21 protein-coding genes are annotated in these 26,149 nt (G+C 65.7%); 16 read left to right on the top strand and 5 right to left on the bottom strand.

All coding sequences use genetic code 11. The features are described from left to right. The first annotated feature begins 157 nt into the window (after window positions 1–157). The 4 genes from galU to ABIC76_RS04765 all read left to right on the top strand — a co-directional run bounded on the left by galU (window position 158) and on the right by ABIC76_RS04765 (window position 6,015). Window positions 158–1,108 carry a UTP--glucose-1-phosphate uridylyltransferase GalU gene (gene galU, locus ABIC76_RS04780; RefSeq protein WP_354533146.1) on the top strand — a complete coding sequence of 317 codons (951 nt, stop codon included), beginning with the start codon at window positions 158–160 and terminating at the stop codon, window positions 1,106–1,108. Window positions 1,109–1,399: 291 nt separating this feature from the next. Further along, window positions 1,400–2,740: an MFS transporter gene (locus ABIC76_RS04775; RefSeq protein ID WP_354533145.1), complete on the top strand. Its 1,341-nt coding sequence runs from the start codon at window positions 1,400–1,402 to the stop codon at window positions 2,738–2,740. Window positions 2,741–2,743: 3 nt separating this feature from the next. Further along, a complete protein-coding gene (locus ABIC76_RS04770) occupies window positions 2,744–4,660 on the top strand; it encodes a sensor histidine kinase (protein WP_354533144.1) in 1,917 nt (638 codons plus the stop codon). Beyond that, window positions 4,657–6,015: a sigma-54-dependent transcriptional regulator gene (locus ABIC76_RS04765; protein ID WP_354533143.1), complete on the top strand. Its 1,359-nt coding sequence runs from the start codon at window positions 4,657–4,659 to the stop codon at window positions 6,013–6,015. The genes ABIC76_RS04770 and ABIC76_RS04765 overlap by 4 nt, the downstream gene beginning before the upstream one ends. Here ABIC76_RS04765 and ABIC76_RS04760 read toward each other — a convergent pair. Continuing rightward, entirely contained in the window at window positions 6,012–6,812 is an 801-nt protein-coding gene (locus tag ABIC76_RS04760; protein ID WP_354533142.1) for a YhfC family intramembrane metalloprotease, read from the bottom strand. The genes ABIC76_RS04765 and ABIC76_RS04760 overlap by 4 nt on opposite strands. A gap of 123 nt (window positions 6,813–6,935) precedes the next feature. On the opposite strand from ABIC76_RS04760, the gene ABIC76_RS04755 reads away from it, so the two are divergent. The 7 genes from ABIC76_RS04755 (at window position 6,936) to ABIC76_RS04725 (ending at window position 15,212) form a co-directional block, all read left to right on the top strand. Beyond that, entirely contained in the window at window positions 6,936–7,376 is a 441-nt protein-coding gene (locus ABIC76_RS04755; protein ID WP_354533141.1) for a surface-adhesin E family protein, read from the top strand. Window positions 7,377–7,484: 108 nt separating this feature from the next. Further along, a complete protein-coding gene (locus ABIC76_RS04750; RefSeq protein WP_354533140.1) occupies window positions 7,485–10,166 on the top strand; it encodes a PAS domain-containing protein in 2,682 nt (893 codons plus the stop codon). 445 nt (window positions 10,167–10,611) lie between these two features. Next, window positions 10,612–11,772: an ABC transporter substrate-binding protein gene (locus tag ABIC76_RS04745; RefSeq protein WP_027679611.1), complete on the top strand. Its 1,161-nt coding sequence runs from the start codon at window positions 10,612–10,614 to the stop codon at window positions 11,770–11,772. Between the two features lie 130 nt (window positions 11,773–11,902). Next, complete coding sequence (locus ABIC76_RS04740) at window positions 11,903–12,784, top strand: branched-chain amino acid ABC transporter permease (RefSeq protein ID WP_065859402.1); 882 nt, start codon at window positions 11,903–11,905, stop codon at window positions 12,782–12,784. A gap of 10 nt (window positions 12,785–12,794) precedes the next feature. Then, window positions 12,795–13,703: a branched-chain amino acid ABC transporter permease gene (locus ABIC76_RS04735; protein ID WP_009240221.1), complete on the top strand. Its 909-nt coding sequence runs from the start codon at window positions 12,795–12,797 to the stop codon at window positions 13,701–13,703. 7 nt (window positions 13,704–13,710) lie between these two features. Further along, on the top strand, window positions 13,711–14,490 hold the full coding sequence (locus tag ABIC76_RS04730; protein WP_354533139.1) for an ABC transporter ATP-binding protein: 780 nt from the start codon (window positions 13,711–13,713) through the stop codon (window positions 14,488–14,490). Further along, complete coding sequence (locus ABIC76_RS04725; RefSeq protein ID WP_004632384.1) at window positions 14,487–15,212, top strand: ABC transporter ATP-binding protein; 726 nt, start codon at window positions 14,487–14,489, stop codon at window positions 15,210–15,212. Before ABIC76_RS04730 ends, ABIC76_RS04725 begins: the two co-directional genes overlap by 4 nt. A gap of 108 nt (window positions 15,213–15,320) precedes the next feature. On the opposite strand, the gene ABIC76_RS04720 is transcribed toward ABIC76_RS04725, so the two are convergent. Further along, entirely contained in the window at window positions 15,321–16,193 is an 873-nt protein-coding gene (locus tag ABIC76_RS04720; protein WP_343547931.1) for a LysR family transcriptional regulator, read from the bottom strand. Window positions 16,194–16,397: 204 nt separating this feature from the next. Here ABIC76_RS04720 and ABIC76_RS04715 point away from each other — a divergent pair, with 204 nt between their 5' ends. From ABIC76_RS04715 to ABIC76_RS04695, 5 genes are all read left to right on the top strand, one after another. Beyond that, window positions 16,398–17,396 carry a quinone oxidoreductase family protein gene (locus ABIC76_RS04715; protein ID WP_354533138.1) on the top strand — a complete coding sequence of 333 codons (999 nt, stop codon included), beginning with the start codon at window positions 16,398–16,400 and terminating at the stop codon, window positions 17,394–17,396. A gap of 127 nt (window positions 17,397–17,523) precedes the next feature. Beyond that, window positions 17,524–17,841, top strand: coding sequence for a YciI family protein (locus tag ABIC76_RS04710; protein ID WP_027679605.1), 318 nt, complete (start codon window positions 17,524–17,526; stop codon window positions 17,839–17,841). A 52-nt stretch (window positions 17,842–17,893) separates the two neighbouring features. Further along, complete coding sequence (locus tag ABIC76_RS04705; protein WP_354533137.1) at window positions 17,894–19,297, top strand: ClcB-like voltage-gated chloride channel protein; 1,404 nt, start codon at window positions 17,894–17,896, stop codon at window positions 19,295–19,297. Window positions 19,298–19,581: 284 nt separating this feature from the next. Beyond that, window positions 19,582–21,810, top strand: coding sequence for a TonB-dependent receptor (locus ABIC76_RS04700; RefSeq protein WP_343547862.1), 2,229 nt, complete (start codon window positions 19,582–19,584; stop codon window positions 21,808–21,810). 48 nt (window positions 21,811–21,858) lie between these two features. Next, a complete protein-coding gene (locus ABIC76_RS04695; protein WP_027679602.1) occupies window positions 21,859–22,545 on the top strand; it encodes a Fe2+-dependent dioxygenase in 687 nt (228 codons plus the stop codon). A gap of 84 nt (window positions 22,546–22,629) precedes the next feature. On the opposite strand, the gene ABIC76_RS04690 is transcribed toward ABIC76_RS04695, so the two are convergent. The 3 genes from ABIC76_RS04690 to ABIC76_RS04680 all read right to left on the bottom strand — a co-directional run bounded on the left by ABIC76_RS04690 (window position 22,630) and on the right by ABIC76_RS04680 (window position 26,057). After that, window positions 22,630–22,776: a hypothetical protein gene (locus tag ABIC76_RS04690; protein ID WP_180815217.1), complete on the bottom strand. Its 147-nt coding sequence runs from the start codon at window positions 22,774–22,776 to the stop codon at window positions 22,630–22,632. 123 nt (window positions 22,777–22,899) lie between these two features. Continuing rightward, on the bottom strand, window positions 22,900–25,428 hold the full coding sequence (locus ABIC76_RS04685) for a PEP/pyruvate-binding domain-containing protein (RefSeq protein WP_354533136.1): 2,529 nt from the start codon (window positions 25,426–25,428) through the stop codon (window positions 22,900–22,902). Next, window positions 25,428–26,057 carry a TetR/AcrR family transcriptional regulator gene (locus ABIC76_RS04680; RefSeq protein WP_354533135.1) on the bottom strand — a complete coding sequence of 210 codons (630 nt, stop codon included), beginning with the start codon at window positions 26,055–26,057 and terminating at the stop codon, window positions 25,428–25,430. The genes ABIC76_RS04685 and ABIC76_RS04680 overlap by 1 nt, the downstream gene beginning before the upstream one ends. Between the last annotated feature and the right edge of the window lie 92 nt (window positions 26,058–26,149).

Below are 26,149 nucleotides of genomic sequence, written 5' to 3'. Positions count from 1 at the left end.
GTGACGGAGTTGCAACCCGTTGTAGGAAAGGCGTCGAGCCAGAGGCAGTAAGCCGCCTCGCTCTGCCTCAAAACACGCGCAAGCCAAAGCTCCAAGGCGTTGGCGGGCACTGGCATATGACTTGCTCATGACGCTACGTCCCACCAATGGAGTTGTCATGAACGAGAAGATCACCAAGGCCGTGTTTCCCGTGGCGGGGCTCGGTACGCGCTTTCTCCCCGCCACCAAGGCCAGCCCGAAAGAGATGCTGCCCATCGTCGATAAACCGCTGATCCAATATGCGGTGGAGGAGGCGGCCGCTGCGGGTATCACGGAAATGATCTTCATCACGGGCCGCGCCAAGCGGGCGATCGAAGATCATTTCGACAAGGCGTACGAACTCGAAACCGAACTGGCGGCCAAGAACAAGCAGGCGCTGCTGGAGATGGTGCAGTCCATCAAGCCGGCCGGCGTCGAGTGTTTCTATGTGCGCCAGCCCGAGACGCTGGGCCTCGGCCACGCGGTGCTGTGCGCGCAGAAACTGGTACGCGACGAACCCTTCGCCGTGATCCTGGCCGATGACCTGCTGGACAACCAGCCGCCCGTCATGCAGCAGATGACGGAGCTTTACGATCACTACCGCTGCTCCATCGTGGGCGTCGAAACGATTGCGCCGGAAGCCTCGCGTTCGTATGGCGTGGTGGCGGGCCGTGAATGGGATGACCGCCTCGTCAAGCTCGACGGCATCGTCGAGAAGCCGGCACCGAAGGACGCACCGTCCAACCTGGGCGTGGTCGGCCGCTACATCCTGACCCCGCGCATCTTCGATCATCTGCGCAATTTGAAGCCGGGTGCCGGCGGCGAATTGCAATTGACCGACGCCATCCAGAGCCTGCTGGCTGAAGAGCAGATCCTGGCTTATCGCTACCGTGGTCAGCGTTTCGATTGCGGCAGCAAGTTCGGTTACCTGCAGGCCACCGTCGAGTTTGCACTGCGCCATCCGGAAGTGCGTGCTGACTTCGAGGCGTACTTGCATGACCGCCTGGGCCTGGCCCAAACACATCAGGATGTTTCTGCCGAGATGGATTCGTTGGTCCGTGACACCATTCCGCTGAGCGTGGCCGCCTGAGCCTCGCCTCTCCCTTTCTCAGAATCGGTCGTGCGGGTTTCCGCACAGGTTGCCCCGGTCGATTCTGAGAAACCGCACACTCCTCCCGTCGTCCCCTGTTCCGTCGATTTCCCGCAAAGCCTTGTGTCATGGGCATTTGCGGCGCATCGGCGCGTCTGCTTTTCGCATGGAATGCTTCTTGAGTAAGAGCGATCACCCATAAACCGGCGGACCGCTCCGACGTCGCGCACGCAGCCAAGTGTGCCGACATGTCACAAGCAAAGGTCGCCGCCAACGCTCCAAGGAGACACCATGACGCAGCCTCAGGCTGGCGCGGTCACGGGCGAGTTGTCGCCCACGCACGCCCCCACCAAAGACACTCCCGCAGATGTTCGCCGCCGTCTGCGTTCCATCTTTTCCGGTTCGGTCGGCAACCTGGTCGAGTGGTACGACTGGTATGTCTACTCGGCGTTTGCGCTGTACTTTGCCAAGTCGTTCTTCCCCAAGGGTGACCAGACCGCGCAGCTGCTCAATACCGCGGCGGTGTTTGCGGTGGGCTTTCTGGCGCGTCCGGTGGGCGGTTGGCTGATGGGCATCTACGCCGATCGGTACGGCCGCAAGCGCGCGCTGTTCTTCTCGGTGGTGCTCATGTGCGCCGGCTCGCTCATCATCGCGCTCACACCGAGCTACGCGACGATCGGCGTTGCGGCGCCGGTGCTGCTCGTGCTGGCGCGGCTGCTGCAGGGGCTCTCGGTTGGCGGGGAATATGGCACCTCGGCCACGTATCTGAGCGAAGTCGCCAACAAGGAAAACCGCGGTTTCTATTCGAGCTTCCAGTACGTCACGCTCATCGCTGGCCAACTGACGGCGCTGGCGCTGCTGATCGTGCTGCAGCAGTTCGTGCTGTCGCCGGCGCAGCTGGAAGCGTGGGGCTGGCGCATTCCGTTCTTCATCGGCGCGCTGTGTGCGCTGGTGGCGATGAGGATGCGCTCGCACATGGAGGAAACGCAGTCCTTTACCGCAGCGAAGGCCAACAAGAAGCGCGGCACGCTGTCGGAGCTGGCCAAGCATCCGCGCGCCGTCGCGACGGTCGTGGGCCTGACGATGGGCGGTACGGTGGCGTTCTACACGTACTCGATCTACATGCAGAAGTTCCTGGCCAACACGGTCGGTCTGTCGAAGGACCAGGCGACGCTGGTGTCCGGCGCCACGCTCCTGCTCTTCGCCATGCTGCAGCCGATCGTGGGCGGGTTGTCCGACCGCATCGGCCGTCGTCCGATCCTCATTGCCTTTGGCGTGCTGGGTACGCTCTTCACCGTGCCGATCATGACCGGCATCAGCCAGACCACCAACGTGTGGACGGCGTTCTTCCTGATCATGGCGGCGCTGGTGATCGTCTCGGGCTACACGTCGATCAACGCGGTGGTGAAGGCGGAGCTGTTCCCCGCAGAAGTCCGTGCGCTGGGCGTGGGTCTGCCGTATGCGCTTACGGTGTCGATCTTTGGCGGCACGGCGGAGTACATCGCGCTGTGGCTCAAGCAGGCGGGCCACGAGTCGCTGTTCTATTGGTACGTGACGGGCACCATCTTCCTGTCGCTGTTGGTGTACGTGTTCATGCGCGATACTCGCAAGCATTCCCGCATCGAACATTGACCCATGTCGCCAACCGACGGCCACGCCGACCTTGCCCCACCCGCACGCGGGCGAGGGTGGCGCGTGGCCGTCGCGCTGGCCATGGCGGCGTGCTGCGCGGCGGCGGGTTGGGGCGCTTACGCCATCGCCCTGCAACGCTACGTTGCCACGCGTGCCGAAGAGGCCGGCCAGCGCACGACCTTCTACGCGCAGAACCTGCGCAGCACGCTGGCGCGCTATGAATCGCTGCCGAGGCTGGCTGCGTTGGAGCACGTGCTGCACGTCGCGCTTCTGGAGAACCCGGAGGCCAGCGACGCCGTTCCGCGCCGTGCAGCCAACGCCTACCTGAAAGAAGTCCAGGCGGCCACCGACCTGGCCGCCGCTCACCTGATCAATAAGACGGGTCTCACGATTGCCGCCAGCAACTGGGACTTGCCGACCTCGTTCGTCGGCCAGAACTACGCATTCCGCCCGTACTTTGTCGAAGCCATGCGCGAAGGGCTCGGTCGCTTCTACGGCGTGGGCAACACCACGGGCGAGACCGGCTATTTCGTCGCCGCGCCCGTGCGCGAAGGCAACACGCCCATCGGCGTGGTGGTAGTCAAGGTCAACCTCGATGCGTTCGAGGCCACGTTGTCGCGCAGTGGCGATACGGTGCTGCTGGTGGATCGCCACGGGGTGATCTTCCTGTCGTCCGTACCGGAGTGGAAGTACCGCACGCTCGGCACCTTGAACGCGGACCAGCGCGCCGCACTCGACGCGACGCGCCAATACGCGCCGCACATCCTCACACCGCTCGGCATGAATGACGGGCAAGGCGCGAGCGTACCCTTTTCTGCGGACCAGCCGCCGCAGACTGTGCGCGTGGCGTTGCCCGGAAAATCGGTATCGACACTGCGTGTGCAGTACCGCCCGGTGGGCCTGCTCGGCTGGCAGGTCGCCGTGCTGATCGACCCGCGCGACGAGCAGCGCACCGCGCTCGTGGCCGGGGCGAGCGCCGCATTTGCGATGGCGCTCATCTTTGCCGTGCTCGTCGCTTTGCGTTTGCGCCAGCGCCGGCGCGAAGAGCAGCACCGCGCGCGCGCCGCGCTGCGCGAAGTCCAGCGCGACCTGGAAGCCCGCATCGCCCAGCGCACTGCCGAGTTGACGTCCGCCAACACAGCGCTCGCCGGCAAGGTCGAGGCGCTCGACGCTGCGCAACGCATCCTGCGCGAAACGCGCGATGCCGCCGTGCAGGCCGGCAAGCTCGCCGTGCTTGGCCAGATGGCCGCCGGCATCACGCACGAACTCAACCAGCCGCTTACCGCACTCACCACGCTGTCCGACAACGCCAACCAGCTTGCCGAGCGCGGCCGCATCGACGAGGTGCGCGGCAACCTCACGCACATCAGCCAACTTGCCGAACGCATGGGGCGCATCGTTTCACACATCAAGGCGTTCTCGCGCAAGGGCGATGCGGCACGCGCAGCGGTGTCGGTGGACGAAGCCATCCGCCAGGCGCTGATGCTGATCGAGACGCGTCGCCGGCAGGCCGGCGTGACCGTGGTGATCGAACCGGTGCCGGCAGACCTTGCTGTCTGGGCCAATGCCGTGCGGCTCGAGCAGGTGCTCGTCAACCTCATTCGCAACGCCATCGACGCCACCGCCGAGGCACCCGCAGCCGAATCGGCGATCGTGCGCGTGAGTGTCGAACCCATCGAGAAATGGGTACGCATCACCGTGCGCGACTTCGGCCCGGGCATTCCCGCCGATGTGTTGCCGCGCCTGTTTGAGCCGTTCTTCACCACCAAGGACGACGGTCAGGGCCTGGGGCTCGGACTGGCGATTTCGCTGGCGATCATCGAAGACTTTGGCGGCCGGCTCGAAGGTCGCAATGCCGCTGACGGCACGCCGGGCGCAGAATTCATCATCGAGCTTGAACGCGTTGTGAAACCCACATGACTGAACACGGCATGCCCGATCCTTCCCCCATCGACCACGCGCCCGTCTTCCTGATCGAAGACGATGACGTCGTGCGCCTGGGCTGCGAGCAGGCACTCTCGCTGGCCGATGTGCCGGTGCAGTCCTTTGCCGATGCCGAGAGTGCGCTGGCTGGGCTTGCCGCGCAAACGCCGGCCGTGGTCGTCACCGACGTGCGCCTGCCCGGCCGCGACGGCCTGGCCGTGCTGCGCGAAATGCTGCAGCACGACCGCCAGTTGCCGGTCATTCTCATCACCGGTCATGGCGATGTGACGATGGCGGTGGCGGCCATGCGCGCCGGCGCCTACGACTTCATGGAAAAGCCGTTCCACTCCGAGCGCCTCGTCGACGTGGTGCGGCGCGCGTTGGAAAAACGCCGGCTCACGTCCGAAAACCTGCGTTTGCGCGAAGCGCTGCAGGGCCGGCAGGCGTACCCGTTGATCGGGCAGAGCGCCGTCATGCAGAACGTGCGCCGGCTCGTCACCGCACTGGCACCGACCGATGCGGACATCCTCGTCACGGGCGAGACCGGCTCGGGCAAGGAAGTGCTCGCGCGCGCCATTCACGAAGGCAGCCGACGTCGCGGCCCGTTCGTCGCACTCAACTGCGCGGCCTTGCCAGAATCCGTGTTCGAGAGCGAGATGTTCGGCCACGAAGCCGGCGCCTTCACGGGGGCCAACCGCCGCCGCATCGGCAAGATGGAATACGCGGATGGCGGCACGCTGTTCCTGGATGAAATCGAATCGATGCCGCTGGCGCTGCAGGCCAAGCTGCTGCGCGCGCTGCAGGAGCGCAGCATCGAGCGGCTGGGCAGCAACGCCAGCGTGCCAGTCAATTGCCGTGTGGTGGCCGCTGCCAAGGTCGACTTGAAGGAGGCATCCGATCACGGCCAGTTCCGTGCGGACCTGTATTACCGCTTGAATGTCGTATCGATTGCGCTGCCTGCGCTACGTCAGCGTGCGGAAGACATTCCCCTGCTGATGGCGCACTTTCTGCAACAGGCCGCAGTGCGCTACGAGCGCCCCGCGCCTGATTGGTCTGCCCAGGACATGATGCGCTGGCAGCACCACGACTGGCCCGGCAACGTGCGTGAACTGAAGAACGTGGCCGAGCGCTTTTGCCTCGGATTGGACGATGGCCTGGTGGCGTCCGAAGCGAGCCAGCATTCCCTGGCCGGACGCATGATGGCAGTCGAACGCGCCACCATCGAGGAAGCGCTGCGCGCCACGGAGGGGAACGTTGCGCGGGCGGCGGATTTGCTGGCCGTGCCGCGCAAGACGCTGTACGACAAGCTCAACCGGCACGGCATCGAGCCGGACCGGTTCCGCAGCAGTTAGCGCAGCGAAGATTCGCCGATCCTGCGGCCGCCCTGCGGGGGCCAGCACGTTGCTGCCAGCAGCACGGCGGCCACCGCGTAGATCGCCTCGGTCACCGCCAGGGGCAGCACATGCACCTGGTACAGCGCAGCCGGCAAGTCCGCCAGCGCATGCAGCAGGACCGCCAGCACGACGATCACAAAACGCCGCTGGCGCACCGCGTGCCACACGACCAGCGTGAGCGTGAACTGGATCAGCATCGCTGCAACGCGTTCGCTGATTGCACCGAGCGCGAGCCACGGCGAGAGCTGCGCGAGCATGGCGTGAATCGTCCCCGTCATGGCCTCGGCGCCGCTGGCGGCTAGACGCGATTCCAGCTCGCCCCGGTTGGCGGCAATGCCGAACATCACCATCTGCGCCTGCGATGCCGCACCGACCAGCCAGGCCTCGATGCCGGCGTGCCCGAGCGCGTAGGCCACGGGTGTCGCGGCGCCTCCGGGCTTGCGCACGAGAAAGCGCAGGCCGAGCCAGCGGCCGCTTTCCTCGAACACGCCGGCCATCAGCGCGCCGTAGATGACGAACAGCGCAGGCATGCGCAGCCAATGCGCCGTCGTCGGATTGAGTTGCAGCAGATACAGGTGCAGCGTGCGCTCCAGCATCAGCGCAAACACGACGAACACGGCTGCGCCCACACCGATGTCGCGCCACGCCAGGTCAAAGCGCCGCCGCAGCCAGAACCACGCGACGACCGGCACGCTGGCGATCAGCAAGGCCGCGGCGGCGTGGGAAACGAGGGCAGACAAGGCAACGGTGGGCATGGCGGATGGCGGTTGGAGCGATCGAATTGGGCCGCATGCTACCTGAGGGGCCAGGCGCGAGTCTTGCGGATCGATTGTTACAATACGTGCCTGCGGCAGCAGTGCCGCTTGTTGGCTTTTGATATGGCAGGACGGACGGTCGTGAAACGCATGATGTGGCGGTGGATCTGGATATGTGGTGTCGGCGTCGGCGCTTTCGGCATGACGGCGTCTGCCGAGGCCGCCCGCTGGCACGAGTACCTGACGACCACCTCCGTTGTGGCTTCCATCGACCGCACGTCGCTGCGCTCCAGCCGCACAGGTCACAAGACATTTTTGGCGCGCACCGTGCTCAAGCGCAGCGAACGCCGCGCCCACGGCGCCCGCTACCGGCCGGGCACGGTCATCCTCTCGCGCCAGGAGATCGATTGCCACCGCCAGCGCATCCGCTTGGTCGACTACGTCGTCCGCGGCCCAGACGGCGCCACGCTCGATACCGATACCGCGGCCGGCGCGCACTGGATGCGCATCCGCTCCGGGACGCTGGCGGCGCGCTCGGCCGCTTACGTCTGCGGCCGCCGCTAGACGCCACGGCGGCTCGACAATGACCGGCGGGCAGCGCACTATGGTGTCTGCCCTCCCACTACAACAAGACGCCGGCCGCGAGGGGCGCCGGTGCCAGCCGACCGTCCGATGAAACTGACCCTGAAGTCGCAGGCGGCCATCATGGCGACCGTCATCAGCGTGACGGTGGTGAGCCTGTTCGGCTGGTCGCAACGCGAGCCGATCCGCCGCGAGGTGATGGCGCAGATCAAGGTGCAGCAGACGGCCCTCGTCAAAGAAGCGGCGGAAGACCTCAAGCAGCGGCTGGACACGTATCTGGGCGTGCTCGAGCGCACCGCGCAGCAGATGCGCAGCGTGCGGTTCAACTCCCCGGCGGAGGAAGCCGCGTTCTACCAGTCCATCCAGCCGGCCAGCGGCCTGTTCGACGGCGTGTTCCTGGCCTCGGCTGACGGCAAGGTGACGACGACCTCAACGCGCCGCGCGAGCGTGGTCGGCATCGACATTTCGGATCGGGACTACTTCAGACAGGTCATGGTGGTCGACCAGCCGACCATCTCCGCACCGCTGCGCAACCGCGTGGGCGGCGAGCCCATCGTCATCATGGCCGCGCCCGTGCATGATCGGGACGGCAATCTCGTCGGGTTGATCGGCGCCTCGCTGTACCTGCTCAAGCCGAACTTTCTGGGCGACCTTCGCGACATGCGGGTGGGCCAGACGGGGCATGTCTATCTGGCCACGCGAGGTGAGAACGCGGTCTATATCGTGCACCCCGAGGCCGGCAAGACGCTTGCACCGCTCGATGCCGATCCGGTGGCCGCCGCAGCCTTCCGTGCGGACCCTGATGTGCTGCCCGAGCGCGGCGGCGACGTGGCGACCACGCAAGACATCATCGCCGCCGGCTGGACGCTCGCTGCCGTGTTGCCCGGCGCCGAGGCCAACCGCCAGCTTTTCCTCATGCGCCAGCGTTTTCGCTGGTCGCTCCTGGTGCTGGCGGCGTTGATCGGCGTGTCGGTGTGGGCGGCGATGCTGTGGCTGCTGCGCCCGCTCGGCCGGCTGCACGCCGCCATGACGCAGCTCTCCGACACGGATTTGCGCAATGCGCCGCCGCTTGAGCTGGGCGGCGCCTCGGCAGAAATCGACGCGGTGTCGACGGCGTTCCACAGGCTGATGGGCGAGGTCGTCCGGCAGCGCGCAGAACTGGAAGCCGTGAACGACGCCTCGCCGCTCGGGCTGTTTCGCTCGGATGCGGACGGCCGGACCGTCTATACCAACGAGGCGTATCGACGCCTGCTCGGCGCCACGCACGAAGAGGCGCTGGCCGACGTGTGGCTCGCGCGGCTGCATCCTGACGACCGCGATGCCATCATGGCCGGCTGGCGCGATGCGGTCGCGCGCGGGGCCGGCTACCACGCCGAGCAGCGCGTGATCGTGCCGGGTCAGGGCGAGCGCTTGCTCGTTGTTACGACGGCACCGGTGCGGGTGGACGGTGAGGTGATCGGCCACGTCGGGGCCATGGAAGACATCACCGTCCGGGCGCGTGCGCAGCAGGCATCGCGCGTGCTGACCAAGATCCTCGATTCGACCACCGACTTTGTCGCGCAGAGCGACATCCAGGGCAACGTCACGTACATGAATCCGGCCGGCCGCCGCTTCGCCGGCATTCCGCTGGACGCCAATCTCGAAGGCCTGACCGTTGCAGACTTCTACCCGCCCGAGACGATGGGCTGGCTGCGCGAGGTGGCCGTGCCGGCAGCTGCGCGCGATGGCGTCTGGATTGGCGAAACCACTGTGCGTGGGGCCGAAGGTCAGGTCGTGCCGATCAACCACATGATCATCGCGCACCGCGATCCCGCCGGGCACATGGAGTACTTCTCGTCGGTCATGCGGGACATCACGCAGGACAAGGCCGCGAAGGAAGCGCTGCAGCGCAGCCGCGAAACGCTGCAGACCGTGACGGATGCGCTGCCTGCGCTGGTGGCCTTCATCGACACCGACGAGCGCTTCCGCTTCCTGAATGCCGCCTACGAGAAAGCCTACGGACGCTCAGCCGCGAGCATGCTCGGACAGACGCTGCGTGAAGTCGTGGGCGACGACGCTTACAGCCTCCTTCGTGATGCGTTGCGGCGTGCGCTGCGCGGCGAGACGATGGTCTTCGAGCGCGAACTCCGCGGGCGCGATCTGTACCGCTGCGAAGAGGTCAGCTACCTTCCGCAGTTCGACGCGCAAGGCCGCGTGGCCGGCGTGCATTCCGTCACGCTCGACATCACGGAGCGCAAGAAACAGGAGCTGCGCCTGCGCGCGCTGACCACCACAGATCACCTCACGGGCCTGGCCAACCGTGCTGGCTTTGAAGAGCGTTTGCTGGCGGCGCTCGACCAGGCGCGCGTGACCGGATCCACCGGCGCGCTGCTGTTGGTCGACCTCGACGGCTTCAAGGTCGTCAACGACACGCACGGACATGCCGTTGGCGATGCGCTGCTGCGGACCTTCGCACAGCGCCTGGCGCGTGCCGTACGCCCGTACGACGGCGTGGCGCGCTTTGGCGGTGACGAGTTCGCCGTCATCCTCGAGCACCTGTCGCACCCGGACGACGCAAAGACGGTTGCGGGCAATATCCTCTCCGCATGCAACAAGCCGTTTCGCTTGCGCGAGGCGATGGTGCAGGTCGGTGCGAGCATCGGGATCGCGACTTTCGACGCGCGCACGTTGGCGCAGAGCGCCGTCTTCGAAGCCGCCGACGAGGCGTTATACGAAGCCAAATCGCGCGGCAAGGGATTGTTCGTCAGCGCCGACGAACTGTCGACGGGCTGATTTCGCAGCGCCGCACCGCACGCAGAAACGGGTACGCTCGGCGCCGATCCGACAGGATTGCGCAGGCAATATTGCAGCGCAACATCGGCCCCCCAGGCCGGGCGGCGGACAATCCCCTATCGCACGGTCGTGCGCTTTCCGGTAAAGTCCCGCGACTGACTGCACGCGCCGGCCACCCCGGCGCGTCGCACAAGAGCGCTGCACCCATGGCGCCTTCGCTTCACACTCCGACGCACTTTCGGTGCGCGCATGCCCGATCCGGCATCGCTCGCCCGGCAGGTCCTCCGCCGTTTCGCCAACGTTGTCATGCGTGGCGCAAAACCGGCAGGCGAGCGTCCGGACGCGATGCAGGGCGCATGCGGGGGAGCGACGGTGTTGGGCCAGCGCATCTTCGAGACGCATCGCATTCAAGCAATCGCGACGGACACACAAGGAGCAGGTTCGCATGCAAAAAATGATCAAACGGCTGCTGTTGACGGCAGTGGCTGCGGGGGCGGCAATCGCAACGGGCACGACATTCGCGGCCCAGGACATCAAGATCGGTGTGGCCGAAGCGCTGTCGGGCGGTGCAGCCCAATACGGCGTGGCCATCCGCAACGGCTTCCAGCTGGCGGCTGATGAGATCAACGCTGCAGGCGGCATCAACGGCAGCAAGATCGCGCTGGTGATCGAAGACGAGCAGGGCAAGAAGGAAGAGGCCATCAACGTCTTCAAGAAGCTGATCTTCCAGGACAAGGTGGCGATGGTGTTCGGCCCCACGCTGTCCAACTCGGCCCAGGCGGCTGACCCGATCGCGCAGGCTGCCAAGACGGTGGCCTTCGGCACCTCCAACACCGCAGACGGCATCACCAGCATCGGCGATTTCGTCTTCCGCAATTCCGTGACCGAAGCCGATGTGCTGCCGGCCACCATCCAGACCGTTGTGAAGAAGGCCGGCGTGAAGAAGGTTGCCGTGCTGTACGGCAACGACGACGTCTTCACCAAGAGCGGCTACGACAACTTCAAGAAGGCGCTCGAAGACCTGAAGATTCCGGTCACGACCACCGAGACCTTCGCCAAGGGCGACGTGGACTTCAAGGCCCAGCTCACCAAGATCAAGGCAACGAACCCGGATGCGATCGTGCTGTCGGCGCTGATTGCCGAAGGCGGTCCGATCATGGTGCAGGCGCGCCAGCTTGGCCTGAACGTGCCGGTCATCGGCGGCAACGGCATGAACTCGGTCAAGGTATTCGATCTCGCCAAGGACAAATCCGACAACCTGTGGGTGGGCAGCCCGTGGTCGATCGAAAACCACACGCCCGAGAACAGCAAGTTCATCACCGCCTACACCACCAAGTACAAGGCAGCGCCGGATCAGTTTGCGGCGCAGGCGTATGACGCCATGTACATCGCGAGCAAGGCGCTGAAGACGGTCAAGTTCAGCGGCAACCTCGAAGCCGACCGCAAGGCGATCCGCGATGCACTGCCGGCCGTCAAGCACACCGGCGCGACGGGCGCGTTTGCCTTCCGCCAGGTCACCGCGCGTGGCAAGCCGGCCGGCTACGACGCCGTGCAGACGCCGATCGTGAGCGTGACGAAGAACGGCAAGTACACGATCGAGAAGTAATCTTCGGTTCTCGTTGAAACCCTTTGAACGAGACAGGCGGGGCGTAGCTAAACCTACGCCCCATCGCTTTTTTTGTGGCTGCCCGGTGACTGCCTTGGTCCCGTTCGGCCGCACCTCACTCTGATTCATCATGCTGGAACAGCAACTCGTCAATGCGCTGTCGCTCGGGTGCGTGTATGCGTTGTTCGCCCTGGGGTTCACGCTGGTTTTCGGCATCCTGGGCGTGATCAACCTGTCGCACGGCGCGGTCTTCATGCTCGGTGCCTATGCGGCGCTGCAGGTCGTTCTCCATTTCGAGCTGCCGCTGTGGGCGGCACTGGCCGTCGGCTTTGTGGTGAGCGGCGTGGCCGGCCTCGTCATCGACGTGCTGCTGCTGCGCCCCCTGCGCCGCCGCAACGCGCCGCACCTGATCCCGATGATTGCCACCATCGGCGCGGGCATCGCCATCAACAACGCCATGCAGGGCGTGTTCGGGGCCGAAAACCTGCGCTTCCCGGCCGGGCTCGTCTCGGATGCCTCGCTGGATCTGGGCGGCATCCACCTCACCCCGCTGGAGCTGAGCATCATCGTGCTGTCGTTCGCACTGATGGCCGCGCTCATGCTGCTGCTCAAGCGCACGCAACTCGGCCGCGCGCTGCGCGCGATTGCGGAGTCGCCGAAAGCCGCCGCGCTGCTGGGTATCAATGTCGAAGGGCTGTTCCTGCTGACCTCGTTTGCAGCGGCCGCGCTGGGCGGGTTGTCGGGCGTGCTGATCGGCCTGTACTCCAACGCCGTCTTCCCGCTGATGGGCCAGCCGATGCTGCACAAGGGCATCGCGGTCATCATCCTGGGCGGCCTGGGCGATATTCGCGGCGCGATGCTGGGCGGGCTGTTCCTCGGGTTTGCCGAGGTGCTGTCGGTGGCCTACATCGGCTCGACCATGCGCGACGCGGTGGCGTTCGGTCTGCTGTTCCTGATCCTGCTGGTGCGGCCGCAAGGGCTGTTCGGCAAGGTGCTGGAACGCAAGGCCTAAGGAGACCGACATGGAATGGTTCGACAACTTCTGGTCGGTCTACAGCAACCTGGTGCTCACGCTGGGCATCAATGCATTGCTGGCGCTGTCCATTTACCTGACGCTGTCGTGCGGCCTGCTGGCGATGGCGAATGCGGCTTTCATGGGCATCGGCGCCTACACGGCGGCGCTGCTGACGATGAACGCCGAGATGCCGTTTTCCGTTGCGCTGCTCGGCGGTATGGCGGCGCCGGCCGTGGTGGCCGTTGTCATCGGGCGGCCGACGCTGCGTCTTTCGGGCGTGTATCTGGCCATGGCCACGCTGGGCTTCGGTGAGGTCGTGCGCGTGCTGATCCTGAACACCGAGAACTGGACCGGCGGCGCGCTGGGCCTGAACGGCATTCCGCAATTGACCGAGTGGTGGCATGTGGCGGTGGCCGTGTTGGCGACGCTATTCGTGCTGGCGCGCATGCGTCGCTCGAAGGTGGGCCGCGCATTCGAGGCCATCAAGGAAGACGAAACCGCTGCAGGGCTCATGGGCATCAACGTGGCCGGCACCAAGCTGTTGGCCTTCACGCTGGGTGCGGCCATCGCCGGGCTGGCCGGTGCACTGAACGCGCACCTCACGTTCTTCATCGGCCCGAACGAATTCGGCTTCGACCGCGGCGTCGAAATTCTGACGATGACGATTTTGGGCGGCACGAACGGCCTGACGGGCCCGGTGCTCGGCAGCCTGATCCTGTCGCTGCTGCCGGAGTTGCTGCGTGCGTTCAAGGATTTCCGCCTGGTCGTCAACGGCGTGATCCTGATGGTGATTGTGCTGTTCCTGCCCAAGGGCATCTGGGATCCGGCGCGTTTCGCGCGCTGGTTCGGCATCAAGCGCGGCGGCACCATGCCTGGCACGGGCGCCACCCCGGCTGCCTCCAATGAATCGCACTGAGGCCGCCATGCTCAAACTCACCTCCATTTCCAAGCGCTTTGGCGGCCTGTCGGTCTTGCAGGACGTCAACATTGAAGTGCCGCAAGGCAGCATCTTCGGTTTGATCGGCCCGAACGGCGCCGGCAAGACGACGGTGTTCAATCTGATCACGGGCCTGCTGGCACCCACCGGTGGCTCGCTCACGTTCAACGGCGAGAATCTCGTCGGCAAGAAGCCGCACGAGATCACGCAGATGGGCATCGCTCGCACGTTCCAGAACATCCGCATCTTCAAGGAGATGACGCTGCTGGAAAACGTCGTGGTCGGCATGCACCGGCACCTGGACTACGGTGCGCCGGGCCTGCTGCTCTCGCTGCCGAAGTACCGCGCGGCCGAGCGGCGCGCGCGTGACCGGGCGCTGGAGCTGCTCTCGTGGGTCAAGCTCGACCACAAGGCCCATGACATTGCCGACAACCTCTCGTACGGCGACCAGCGCAAGCTCGAACTGGCGCGGGCGTTGGCGACCGAGCCCAAGCTGTTGCTGCTCGACGAGCCCGTCGCCGGCATGAACACCGGCGAGAAGGTCGACCTGATGGCCGAGATCGAGAACATCAAGGCGCGCGGCTACACGATCTTCATGATCGAGCACGACATGCGCTTTGTGATGGGCCTGTGCGAGCGCATTGCGGTGCTGAACTTCGGCCGCATCATCGCCGAAGGGCCGCCCGAGGCGATCCGCAACGATCCGCAAGTCATCGAGGCGTACCTGGGCCGCGATGACGACGAAGCAGAGGAGGCAACGGCATGACCACGTTGCTCGAAGTCAAAGGGCTGGATGTGTCGTACGGGCACATCGCGGCCGTCAAGGGCATCGACTTTGCGCTCAAGGCTGGCGAGATCACCTCGCTGGTGGGCGCAAACGGTGCGGGCAAATCGACCACGCTGCTGGCGCTCTCGGGTCTGATCCCGAAGTCGCAGGGTGATGTGCGCGGCCAGATCCTGTTCGAAGGCGAAGACGTCACGCAGTGGTCGGCCCACAAGCGTGTGGAACGCGGCATCGTGCAGGTGGCCGAAGGGCGCGCCACGCTCACCACGATGACCGTGCGCGAAAACCTGGAGCTGGGCGCCTACACGCGCAAGGACAAGGGCCAGATCGCCTCCGACCTGGAGCGCGTATTCCACCTGTTCCCACGCCTGAAAGAGCGCATCGACGGTCTGGCCGGCAACCTGTCGGGCGGCGAGCAGCAGATGCTGGCCATCGGCCGAGCGTTGATGGCGCGCCCGCGCGTGCTGCTGCTGGATGAACCGTCGATGGGCCTCGCGCCGATCATCGTGCAGGAGATCTTCCGCATCCTGCGCACCATCAACGCCGAAGGCCTGACGATTTTCCTGGTCGAGCAGAACGTGCGCCAGGCACTGAAGATCGCGCAACACGGCTACGTATTGGAAACCGGCGAAATCGTGCTGGCGGACAGCGGCAAAAACCTGCTGGGCAATCCGCGCGTGCTCGAAGCCTATCTGGGCGGCTGAGTGTTTCGGACGCGCCTCGGCATGCAACATTGCCGAGGCGCAAGAACCGCATATCCATTGGGTTTGCGGTTCATTTTCATCCCAAAGCGTACCCGTTTCTGCGTACGTTCAATTCCCCGCCAAAACGTGTCGCTGTGCCTCGAACAGCGCGATCAATGCGTCGGCTACGGCCCGCACGCGCGGTGATCGTCGAACGTCGGGATGAATCACCAACCAGATTTCTCGATGCAGCGCGGGGTCGTCGACGGGCAATCGGCGCAAAAGCGTACCCGTTTCTGCGGGCGCGCCGAGCAGGTGAGGCAGAGCCGCGACACCGAGCCCGGCCAGTGCCGCCTGGTGCATCGCAGCCAGATCGCTGCAACGCAAGACCACGCGACGCTCGCCTGCGTAGTTGTCCAGCCAGCGCTGCTGCGGCACGTGACGCAGGTTTTCGTCGTAGCCGATGAATTCCCATTCGGATTCGGGGCGAGCGAGCACTTCTGCGGTGGCGTACAGACCGTAGCCGAGGTCGCCCAGCGGCCGTGTCGCCAGGGCCGATGAGGTTGGGCGCGACAAGCGCACTGCCAGGTCGGCCTCGTGCGCCATCAGGTTGGCGTTGCGTTTTTCACCCAACAGCACGAGGTCGATGCCGGGCCATTGACGGCGCAGCGTCGCCAGGTTGGGCGCGATGATGTGGCTGGCCACCGTGGGCGGCGCAGAGATACGCACCGTCCCGCGCAAACTGCCCGCGCCTGCTGCGGCACGTGCAAAGCCGGCCGCTTCCTGCTCCATGCGTTCAGCGCGCTCGGCCAGCGCGTTACCTTCGGCGGTCAGGCGCCAGCCGCGCGGCAGGCGGTCGAACAGGCGCACGCCCAGCGATTGCTCCAGTGCGTCTGCGCGCCGCGCCACCGTGGTGTGTTCCACCGCCAGTCGCCGCGCGGCAGCCGACAGGCTGCCCTCGCGCGCGAGCACGAGAAAGTAGCGCACGTCATCCCACTGCAACGAAGAAGAAGGTTCGGCCGCTGCCGCACGCGCCAAGGCGCGCGCATTTTTTGGCCGACCTGGGCTTTTTTGCACAGAAGCTGATCGGTTTTTGTGAATTCCCGGGCGATTCTGAACGGATTACGCTTGTTTCACAACGTGACGAACGCAGTACCCGTCATCGACGAATCCAAAAGCGTACCCATTTCTGCGAGGACTTCTGCCATGCATGCCAAGGTGATCCAACTCCGTGAACCCGGACCAGCATTGGGTTTGCGGCCCGCCAGCCTGATGTTGCCGCCGCCTGCGCCGAATGCGTTGACGGTGCGGCACACGGCCATCGGCGTGAACTTTGTCGACGTGTATCACCGTACTGGCTTGTATCCAGTGGCGGCGTTTCCGGCGGTGCTGGGAGTGGAAGGCGTCGGCGTCGTGGAAGCTTTGGGTCCGGATGTGCGCGGCTTTGTCGTTGGGCAGCGCGTGGCCTGGGCCGGCCTGATGGACGGCGCGCCCGGCGGTTACGCCAGCCATCGCAACATTCCGGCCGAGCGGGCGATTGCCTTGCCCGATGCGCTGGACGACGAAACGGTGGCAGCTACGTTGGTCCGCGGCATCACCGCACACATGCTGCTGACGCGGGTACGGCAGGTGCGCGCCGGCGATACGCTGCTCGTGCATGCGGCGGCCGGTGGCCTGGGCGCGTTGCTGGTGCAGTGGGCCAAACGTCAGGGGGCGCGCGTGATCGGCACAGTGGGCAGCGAAGCGAAGGCCGCCGTCGCCATCGGCCACGGCGCGGACCACGTCGTGCTGCATCGCCAGCAAGATGTGCGCGAAGCCGTGCTCGAGCTCACCGGCGGGGAAGGCGTCGACTACGTGGTCGACGGCATCGGCGGTGCCATGCTGCAGACCTCGTTGGCGGTGACGCGGCCCTTCGGCATGGTGGCGAGCATCGGACAAGCAGGCGATGTCGGCAACGCCCAGACGAATGCCGTCGATCTTGCAGCGCTCGGGCCATCGCGATCCATTGCGCTGGCGCGGCCGGGTGTCATCCGCTACATGGCCGATCTGTCGAACTACCGGACCGGGGCGCAGGCCGCCTTGCAGCGCATGCTCGATGGCGTGCGCGTGCCGGTGGGCGGTACCTATGCTCTCGAAGACGCCGCTGCCGCCCACACTGCACTGGAGGCCGGACAGACCGTCGGGGCGTTGCTCTTGCGCCCTTGAGAACCCTGCGCGGCGAAGGGTCTCCGCGCAAAGCGTACCCATTTCTGCGGGACACTGCGCGTGGTTGTTTCACGCTGCCGGGTCTCGCGTTTCGAAGGTGTTACCTCATCCCATAAGGAGCCATCGCATGCTGTACCTGATTCTTTTCAACTACACCGCACCGCTTGAAGCGCTCGATCGTGTGCTGCCTGCGCACCGCGCGCATCTGGACGCCCACTATGCAAGCGGCCACTTCCTGATGTCGGGGCCGTTCTTCCCGCGTGAAGGTGGCGGGATCCTGGCGCGTGCCGAATCCCGCGAAGAGATCGACGCCATCGTCGCGCGCGATCCTTTCGTGATCGAAAACCTCGTGCAGGTGCGCGTCATTACGTGGGGCCCGAATCGTCGCAGCGCAGACACACCGCAGGCATGGTTGCCAGACGCCGTGGTCGCGACATCGACTTAAAGCCGGTGCGGCGCCGTCGCTATCATGTCGACCTGTCCTGATGTGAATCGACATGACCGACACGCCGCCGCCTCAACCGGATATGCCGCGCCAGCCATGGTGGCGGCGCGCGATTGCCCGACTGCCCTTCGGTCGCGAGCATCTGGTGTTCGTGATCGCGGGGCTGATCGGCTGCGCGGGCGCCTTGTCGACGATCCTGTTTCGCGAATGCCTGCGTCAACTGCAATGGTGGCTCTCGGGCACGGACCAGGGGTTGGTGGCCACGGCGCGGGCGCTGCCTTGGTGGGCGCGCCTGCTGGTGCCGACCGTGGGTGGACTGCTGGCCGGTATCACCCTGCAGGTGGGCCTCAAGTGGATTCCGCGAAAAGGCGCTGAAGACTATATGGAAGCCATTGCGGTGGGCGATGGCGTGCTGAGCGCACGGCAGAGTCTGGTACGCAGTGCGTCGTCGTTGTGCTCGGTGGCCAGCGGCGCATCGATCGGACGTGAAGGGCCGATGGTGCAGCTGGCGGCAATGTGCGGCTCGCTGGTCGGTCGTGTCTTACGGCACTGGACCGCCGTGCTAGTGGAGCAATTGCGTCTGCTGGTCGCCTGCGGTGCCGCTGCCGGCATCACGTCTGCCTACAACGCGCCCATCTCGGGTGCCGTGTTCGTCTGCGAAATCGTGTTTGGTGTCATCACCACGGCGACGCTTGGGCCGCTGCTGGTGGCGGCGGTCACCGCTGACATCGTCGTGCGCCAATTCTTTGGCTACGGGGCCGTGTACGAGATGCCGCACTTCGATTTCGTTTCCGGCTGGGAAGTGCTGACGTATCTGGGCCTGGGTCTGGCCGCGGGGATGGCGGGGCCGCTGCTGCTCGGTTTGATCGACCGCGCGCGCGATGCGTTTGCACGCACCAGGCTGCCGCTCACGTTGCGCCTGGCCGCCGGCGGGTTGATCGTTGGTGCGCTGTCCACTGGCGTGCCCGAGGTCTGGGGTAACGGCTACAGCGTGGTCAATGGCTTCCTGCACGAGCCATGGCTGTGGCAGACGGTGGCGCTGGTGCTGATCTGCAAGTTGGTGGCGACGGCGTCGAGCGCAGGGTCGGGCGCCGTGGGCGGTGTGTTTACGCCCACGCTGTTCTGCGGCGCCGCATTGGGTTTGCTGTATGGCACAGGCATGCACGCGCTGCTGCCGGATGCGGCGCCGGTGCCGGTCAGTTACGCCGTGGTCGGCATGGGCGCGCTGCTGGCCGCCACCACGCACGCGCCGCTCATGTCGATCCTGATGATCTTCGAGATGACGCTGTCGTACCAAGTGGTACTGCCGCTCATGCTGGCCTGCATTACCGGCTATGTGACGGCCCATGCAGCGGGCGCGCCGTCCGTGTATGCGCGTGCGCTGGCGCGTAATCGTCAGGACGCTGGCGACGATGCCGCGCACCTTCCAGGGCCATCAGACGGCACGCAGAAATAGGTACGCTTTAGCGCTGATCGATCGCCTCGTCATAAATATTGCGAGGCGACAAGCTTGCCTTGTCAGCTAAATCGAAGCAAAAGCGACCGATAAGTTGCTTTTTGGTGTGCGTTTTCGGGAACTTTTAGAAGATACTGCGACAATTTGTTGCTGTTGCGAATCGTTATCATTTATATTTGCGTCCGCAATACGTAGTGCGCTCTCGTGCACGGCGGCACGGGCGCAGGAGGGCGTTCCGTCCCGGCTGGCACTCAATAGAAGAGCGCCGCCGGAGAAACCACGCAATGAACCGCCGCACGCCCGTCGCCAGCGCCCTGTTGGCTTTGTTTGCCACGCCCACCGTCGCCCTTGCCCAGCAAGCCACGCTTGCGCAGGCACCCGCCACCGCCACGTTGCCGGAAGCCGTTGTAAAGGGCGCTGCCCCGCGCGACGACTACAACGCCGCCAAAAGCTCCATCTCGAAGCTGCCCGAGAACCTGCGCGATGTGCCGCAATCGGTGACGGTCGTGCCCAAGGCGCTGACTGACGCGCAAGGCGGCAGCTCGCTGGCCGATGCATTGCGCAACGTGCCGGGCATCACCATCGGTGCGGCCGAAGGCGGGCAGATCGGCAACAACATCAACCTGAACGGTTTCTCGGCGCGTACCGATATCTACCTTGATGGCTTCCGGGATCGCGGCCAGTACTACCGTGACCTGTTCGCCCTCGATTCGGTGGAAGTGTTGATGGGTCCGTCGTCGATGCTGTTCGGCCGCGGTTCGACGGGCGGCGTCATCAACCAGGTGACGAAGAAGCCGAAGCTGAAGGCCGCCACGGAAATCACCGGTTCGGTCACCACCAACGGCCTCGTGCGCGCCACCGCCGACGTCAACACGCCGACGTCGGACACTTCGGCCTTCCGCATCGCCGCGATGGCGCAGAACGGCAAGACGAGCACGCGCGACGAGATGACCGCGCAGGATTTCGGCATCGCGCCGTCGTGGCGTTTCGGCATCGGCACACCGACCGAGGTGACGCTGTCCGCGTTGCTGCAGCACAACCGCGACATGCCCGATTACGGCCTGCCGAACCTCAACGGCCACCCGGTCAACGTCAGCCCCAAGACGTACTACGGCTACACCGACGACCGCACCACGCAGGACGTGGCGTCGTTCTCGGCCAATATCGATCACAAGTTCTCGCCCAACCTGCGGCTGCGCAACCAGACGCAGTTCAACTACGTGCAGACCGACGCGCGCGAGACAGCGCCCAACGCGGTGGGTACGGTCAATTCGTCGGGCGTGTTCACGGCGCTGACCAACAGCAATCTGCCGTTGTCGGCGCTGTCGGTGCGTCTGCAAAGCCACGACCGCCGCATCCGTGACTACTCGTTGTTCAACCAGACCGAGCTGACGGCTAAGTTCGATACGGGTTCGGTCAAGCACACGCTGCTGGTCGGCACCGAGTTCGGCCACGACGGCTACGACAACCAGAATTACTATCGCAACGGTTCGTGCAACGGTACGCCGCTGGCGCAGTCGAGCATGACGAGCGGCTTTGTCTCGTGCGAGCCGCTGGTCAGCCCGAGCTACACCACGTCGCCGGCGAGCACGCCGTCGAGCCTGGGCAACCTGCAGGGCGGCTCGGCCAACACGGTAGCGGCGTACTTCAACGATTCGATCGAATTCACCAAGCAATGGAAGGCCGTCGCCGGCCTGCGCTATGACCGCTACGTGGCGAGCATTTCGAATTCGCTGAATTCGGCGAACACGCCGGCGTCGGCCAAGATCACTGCGCTGCCGTACGCGCAGCAGACCGTGAACTTTGTCAGCACACGGCTGGGCGGCATCTGGCAGCCGACGGACTGGCAGTCGTACTACGTGTCGTACGGCACGTCGTTCAACCCGTCATTGGAACAACTCGTAGGCACCACGGGCCAGCAGGGGTTGGACCCGGAGAAGAACAAGTCGTATGAGGCCGGCGGCAAGTGGGATCTGCTCAACGGCGACCTGTCGGTCAGCTCGGCGCTGTTCCAGATCACCAAGGACAACGCCCGCACGCAGATCGACAGCACGACGTACACCTCGGCCGGCAAGATCCGCGTGCGCGGTGCGCGCCTGGGTGCGACGGGCCACGTCACCGACAAGCTGCAGATCTTCGCGGGCTATACGTACCTGGATGCGCAGATCGTCAACGGCATCGCCGCGGGCACGCAGGGCATGACGCCGGCCAACACACCCAAGCACGCCGCGACGGTGTGGACGAGCTACGCCTTCCTGCCGAACTGGGAAGTGGGCGCAGGCGCGTTCTACATGTCGCAGCGCTATGCCAACAACACCGACACGGTGCAGGTGGGCGGCTTCGTGCGCTGGGACGCGATGCTGGCCTACCACCAGCCCAAATACGACGTGCGTCTGAACCTGTTCAACGTGTTCAACAAGACGTATTACGATGCGCTGATTCCGTCCGATGGCGGCCGCGCCGTGCCGGGCACCGGCCGTGCGGCGATGCTGTCGGTGGTGTATCGGATGTAATGGTTGGGGGATGGGCCCTCGGCCGCATCCCCGTTTCCTTCGAGCGCCATGCTTGTCTGCATTCCGAACGTCTTCAACGCCGCGCAGGTGGCTGCACTGCGCGATCTGCTCGACAACGCGGGCGACGCCTGGGTGGATGGCCGCGTGTCGGCCGGATATTCGGGGGCGCCGGTCAAGGTCAACCAGCAGATCGATGAGGGCGCGGAAGTGGCCCTGCAGTGCCAGCAGCTCATCCTGAGCGTGCTGGAGCGGCACCCGCGCTTCATCAGCGCGGCGTTGCCCAACGTGGTGTACCCGCCGATGTTCAACCGCTACGGCGAGGGCATGACCTTCGGCGCGCACGTCGATGGCAGTGTGCGCATCCACCCGCACAACGGCACAAAGCTGCGTACCGATATCTCGGCCACGCTGTTTCTGTCAGACCCCGCCAGCTATGACGGCGGCGAACTGCAGATCGAAGACACCTACGGCATGCACAGCGTCAAGCTCAATGCCGGTGACCTGGTCATCTATCCGGCAACGAGCCTGCATCAGGTGACGCCCATCACACGCGGGGTGCGCGTGGCGAGCTTCTTCTGGATCCAGAGCCTGATTCGCGACGACGCGCAGCGCGCCATGCTGTTCGACCTGGACAACGCCATCCAGACGCTCAACCAGACCGACGCCGATGCCACCGCGCGCCGCACGCTGATCGGGGTGTATCACAACCTGATGCGGCAGTGGAGCGAGACCTGATCTGAGCGTGCCCCGCCGCACCAGGGATGGCGCGGCGCAATGTTCATGAGCGCCGCGCGATGGGGCTCACAAGGCTGATTCGGCTCAGTGGCCCGAACGGCGATACAGCTCGGCCATCATGCCGCAGCTTTCTACGTGCAGCGCAACGGCGCGGCGGGCTTCACGGCGCACGATTTGCCAGAAACGGGCGAAACGGGAGGTGCGGGCGGCTTTGAGAGCGACGGTGTTCATGGGGATGCCTTCTCCGGACTGATTTAGGGATAACCCTAGTAGGGAATACCCGGATTTTAGTCTCGATATTGCGGCGCAGCAAACTGCATTGGACAGTGTCGCTCGATCGCCACATCGATGTGGCTAGCCCGCCACTCTGCTGACCGTGCCGGCGTTGCCATCCACCCGGATCGCCTCGCCGTCGTTCAACCGGGCCCGAATGCCGGGCACGTTGACCACCGCCGGAATCCCGAACTCGCGCGCCACGATGGCGCCGTGCGACAGGTAGCCGCCGGTTTCCATGACGAGCGCGCCGGCCTTCAGGAACAGCGGCGTCCAAGCCGGGTCGGTGCTGGGCGCGATCAGGATGTCGCCCGCTTGCAGCGCCGTGCCGGCGGCAGCGTGGTCGACCAGCCGTGCCAGCCCCTGTGCCGAGCCCGCGCCCACCGCCGTGCCGGTCCAGGTCTCTCCGGAGAGAGCGATTGGCGCAGTGGAAGCGACGGGCGCGTCGCCGTGTTCGGTGACGATGTCTGACTCTTGCACCGCCGCCCAATCGTTCAACTGCTGGCGGCGTTCACGCGCACGCTGGGCGGCAAAGCGCAGCGGCAACGCGCCGGTGCCCGCGGCCACGCATTCGTCCAGCGTCAGGTTGAAAATGTCTTCCGGCGCATCGAGTCCTTCCTCGCCGACAAGCCCGTCAGCCAGCTTCAGCAGGCCGATGCGCAACGCCTCCAGATACGCCACCAGCGCGCTGCGCGCCGCTTCGCGCTGGTTGCTGTCGCGCACGGCACTCTTGAGCATGCCGCGCACGATCGGCCGCAGCCAGAACGGCAGGCGCACCCACGCACGCTCGGACGCCGCCTGTTGCCGCTGCCGCACGGCGCGCGCATCGCTGCCGATCAGGCCAACTACGAGGTCCAGCAAATAGTCCGGCTGCTCGCGCCAGCGCGGGTGGCGGAAGTAGCTCTCTTCAATGGCGCGGTGGCCGTAGCGCTCCAGAAACGCACTGAAATGCTGGCGGAAGGGGCTGTGCGGCGGCAGTTGCTGCACCCATTGCGCACCGATACGTTTGCCGGCGCGAAGCCAGGCGAGCGCTTCGATGTCGGCGGCGGCCGTTTGTGCCAGCGCCATCAGGTCGTAGCTCTGCTGCGCGGTGACGCTCGGTTCCGCGCCCGCCATGAGCGCGGCGGCCAGCGCATGGCCGTCGCCGGGGCACTGTTTTTCGATCACGTCGACCAGCCCCGAAACGGCGCCGCCCGCCGAGCCCTGCAGGAAGAACAGGCTGTCTGCGCGGCGGGCAATGTTGAAGCGCTCGCGCAGGCAGGTGGCCAGCTCGGCGGTTGTTTCTGGCCATGCGTCTTCACGCCATTGCGCGGCTTGCTTGCGGGCCCGGTTCAGATCGCTCTGCGCATGGCGGCGCGCCGCGCCTGCTCTCAATAGATATCGCACGAGCCGTGCGCCGCGCGCCAGCCGCTGCGGCCATGTGGTGCGGGGCAGCGCAATCTCGGGCTGCGTGCCGCCCAGCATGCGGTTGATGGCATCGGGCGCAATGCCGAACGCGTCAAACGCCTCCCACTGCATCAACGAAACATCGAGATACACGTGGCCGCCGAAGAGCCTGGCGCGCTCCAGGCCCGGCAGCAGCGCGTAGCCCGCCAGCGAGTACGCCAGCGTCAGCATCCGGTTGGCCGCATGGCCGTACAGCGACCAGTCGATGGGCGACAGCGGTGTGGGAAACATCTCGCGCGTGTTGCCGCGCGTCCAGAACGTCGGTTGGGTTTGCAGGGCGGGGTAGGTGGAGCGGGCGGCCGTGGTGATCGGGCGCGCCTGCACGATCCAGAAGCGCTGCCCGTCCCACACCCATTCGATGTCGTAGCGGGGCCGGGCAAAGTCGAGCGCGCGGGCCGTGTCGCGTGCAACCGTGGCCAAGGCGATGAGCTGCGCGTCGTCCAGCACGGCACGGCGGGCGTCTTCTGTCGCGGTGTCGGCGAGTGCCGTGCCGCCTTCGGCCAGCGCGCGCGTCAAGCGGCGCTTGGTGCCGATCTGGCGTTCGATCACGCGCAGCGTGTCGTCTTGCGGCGCCACTTCCAGCCGGTCGACGTCGCCGTCGGCGTGGCCGCCCACCAGCGCTTCGCCCAGGCCCCAGTGCGCGTTGATGACGATGTGGTCATCGCGGCCTGTGAGCGGGTCGCCCGTGAAGGCGATGCCTGCGGCCATTGCTGGCAGCATCGGCATGATGACCAAGGCCATCGCCAGGTCGGTGGTGTCGATGCCAAAGCGCTCGCGGTATGCCAGCGCCTGCGGTGCGTGCGCAGAGTCCCACACGGCGCGCACCGCGTCCGCCAGCGCCTGCGCACCGACGACGTTCAGGCGTGTCTCATGAATGCCCGCGAACGAGCGTTGCGCGGAATCCTCCTGCGGCGCGGACGAACGCACAGCCAGCGGCGTGTTCTGCCAGCCGCGCGCCGTCAGCGCTTCGGTGATGGCAGCCAGCACGGCGCCGGGCACGGCATCTCCGCGACTGCGCCCGCGGCTGGCATCTGCGGCCAGCACGAAACCATCGGGCACCGGCACGCCGAGCATCGCCATCCGTCCAAGCTGCCAGCCCTTGCCGCCGGCCACTGCGGCGCCAGCCGCGGCCGCAGCCGGCCAATCGAGCACGAGCGGGTTCATCACGCCTCCTTGCGGGCCATGCCGTGCAGGAACAGGTCGATGACGGCGGAGAAACCCGCGTGCAGGTCGGTGTCCGGACGTGCAAGCCAGCGCATCAGCGCGCCCAGGTACAAATACTCGAAGAGCGCCGCGAGGTGCTCCGCATCGAGCCGCGTGTCGAGTTCCCCTGAGCGCTGTGCGGCGTTGATGAGTGCCATGAACACCGCTTCGAGCCCGCTGCGCTTGTCTGCGTCACGGTTGCGGGCAGCCAGGTCGGCGCTGGCAAAACGGTAGCGGAAATACGCGGCTAGATAGGGCCGGCGCACGGTGCACCAATCGGCCGAGGCGGACAGCAGCACCGCCAGGCGCGAGGCGAAGTCCGGCTGCGCCTCGATCTGCGTACGCAATTGCGCGCCGCCCGCCGCAAGCTCGGCGTGGAACTGGTGCGCCAGCAGGGCTTCCTTGACTGGAAAGTGGTTGTACAGCGTGCCCTTGGACACATCGGCCTGCGCAGCAATCTGCTCCATCGTCACGGCGTCGTAACCGTGCTGCTCGAACAGGGAAAACGCCGTGGCCGCCAGGTGGTCCAGCGTCTGGGTGCGCTTGCGTTCGCGGCGGCCGGCTTCGATGGGGGACGGACTGGACGACATGGTGGGCTCGCTATTATTAAACGACGTGCAATTTTATACGTCGTTCAAAAATATGTGCAAGCGGAAACCCGTCTGTAGAATCAGCCCATTCT

The sequence above is a fragment of the Ralstonia sp. 1138 genome (assembly GCF_040544795.1).
Lineage (GTDB): Bacteria > Pseudomonadota > Gammaproteobacteria > Burkholderiales > Burkholderiaceae > Ralstonia > Ralstonia flatus.
The sequence above is the reverse complement of the archived record's forward strand: the minus strand, read 5'-3'. Positions and strand labels throughout refer to the sequence as shown.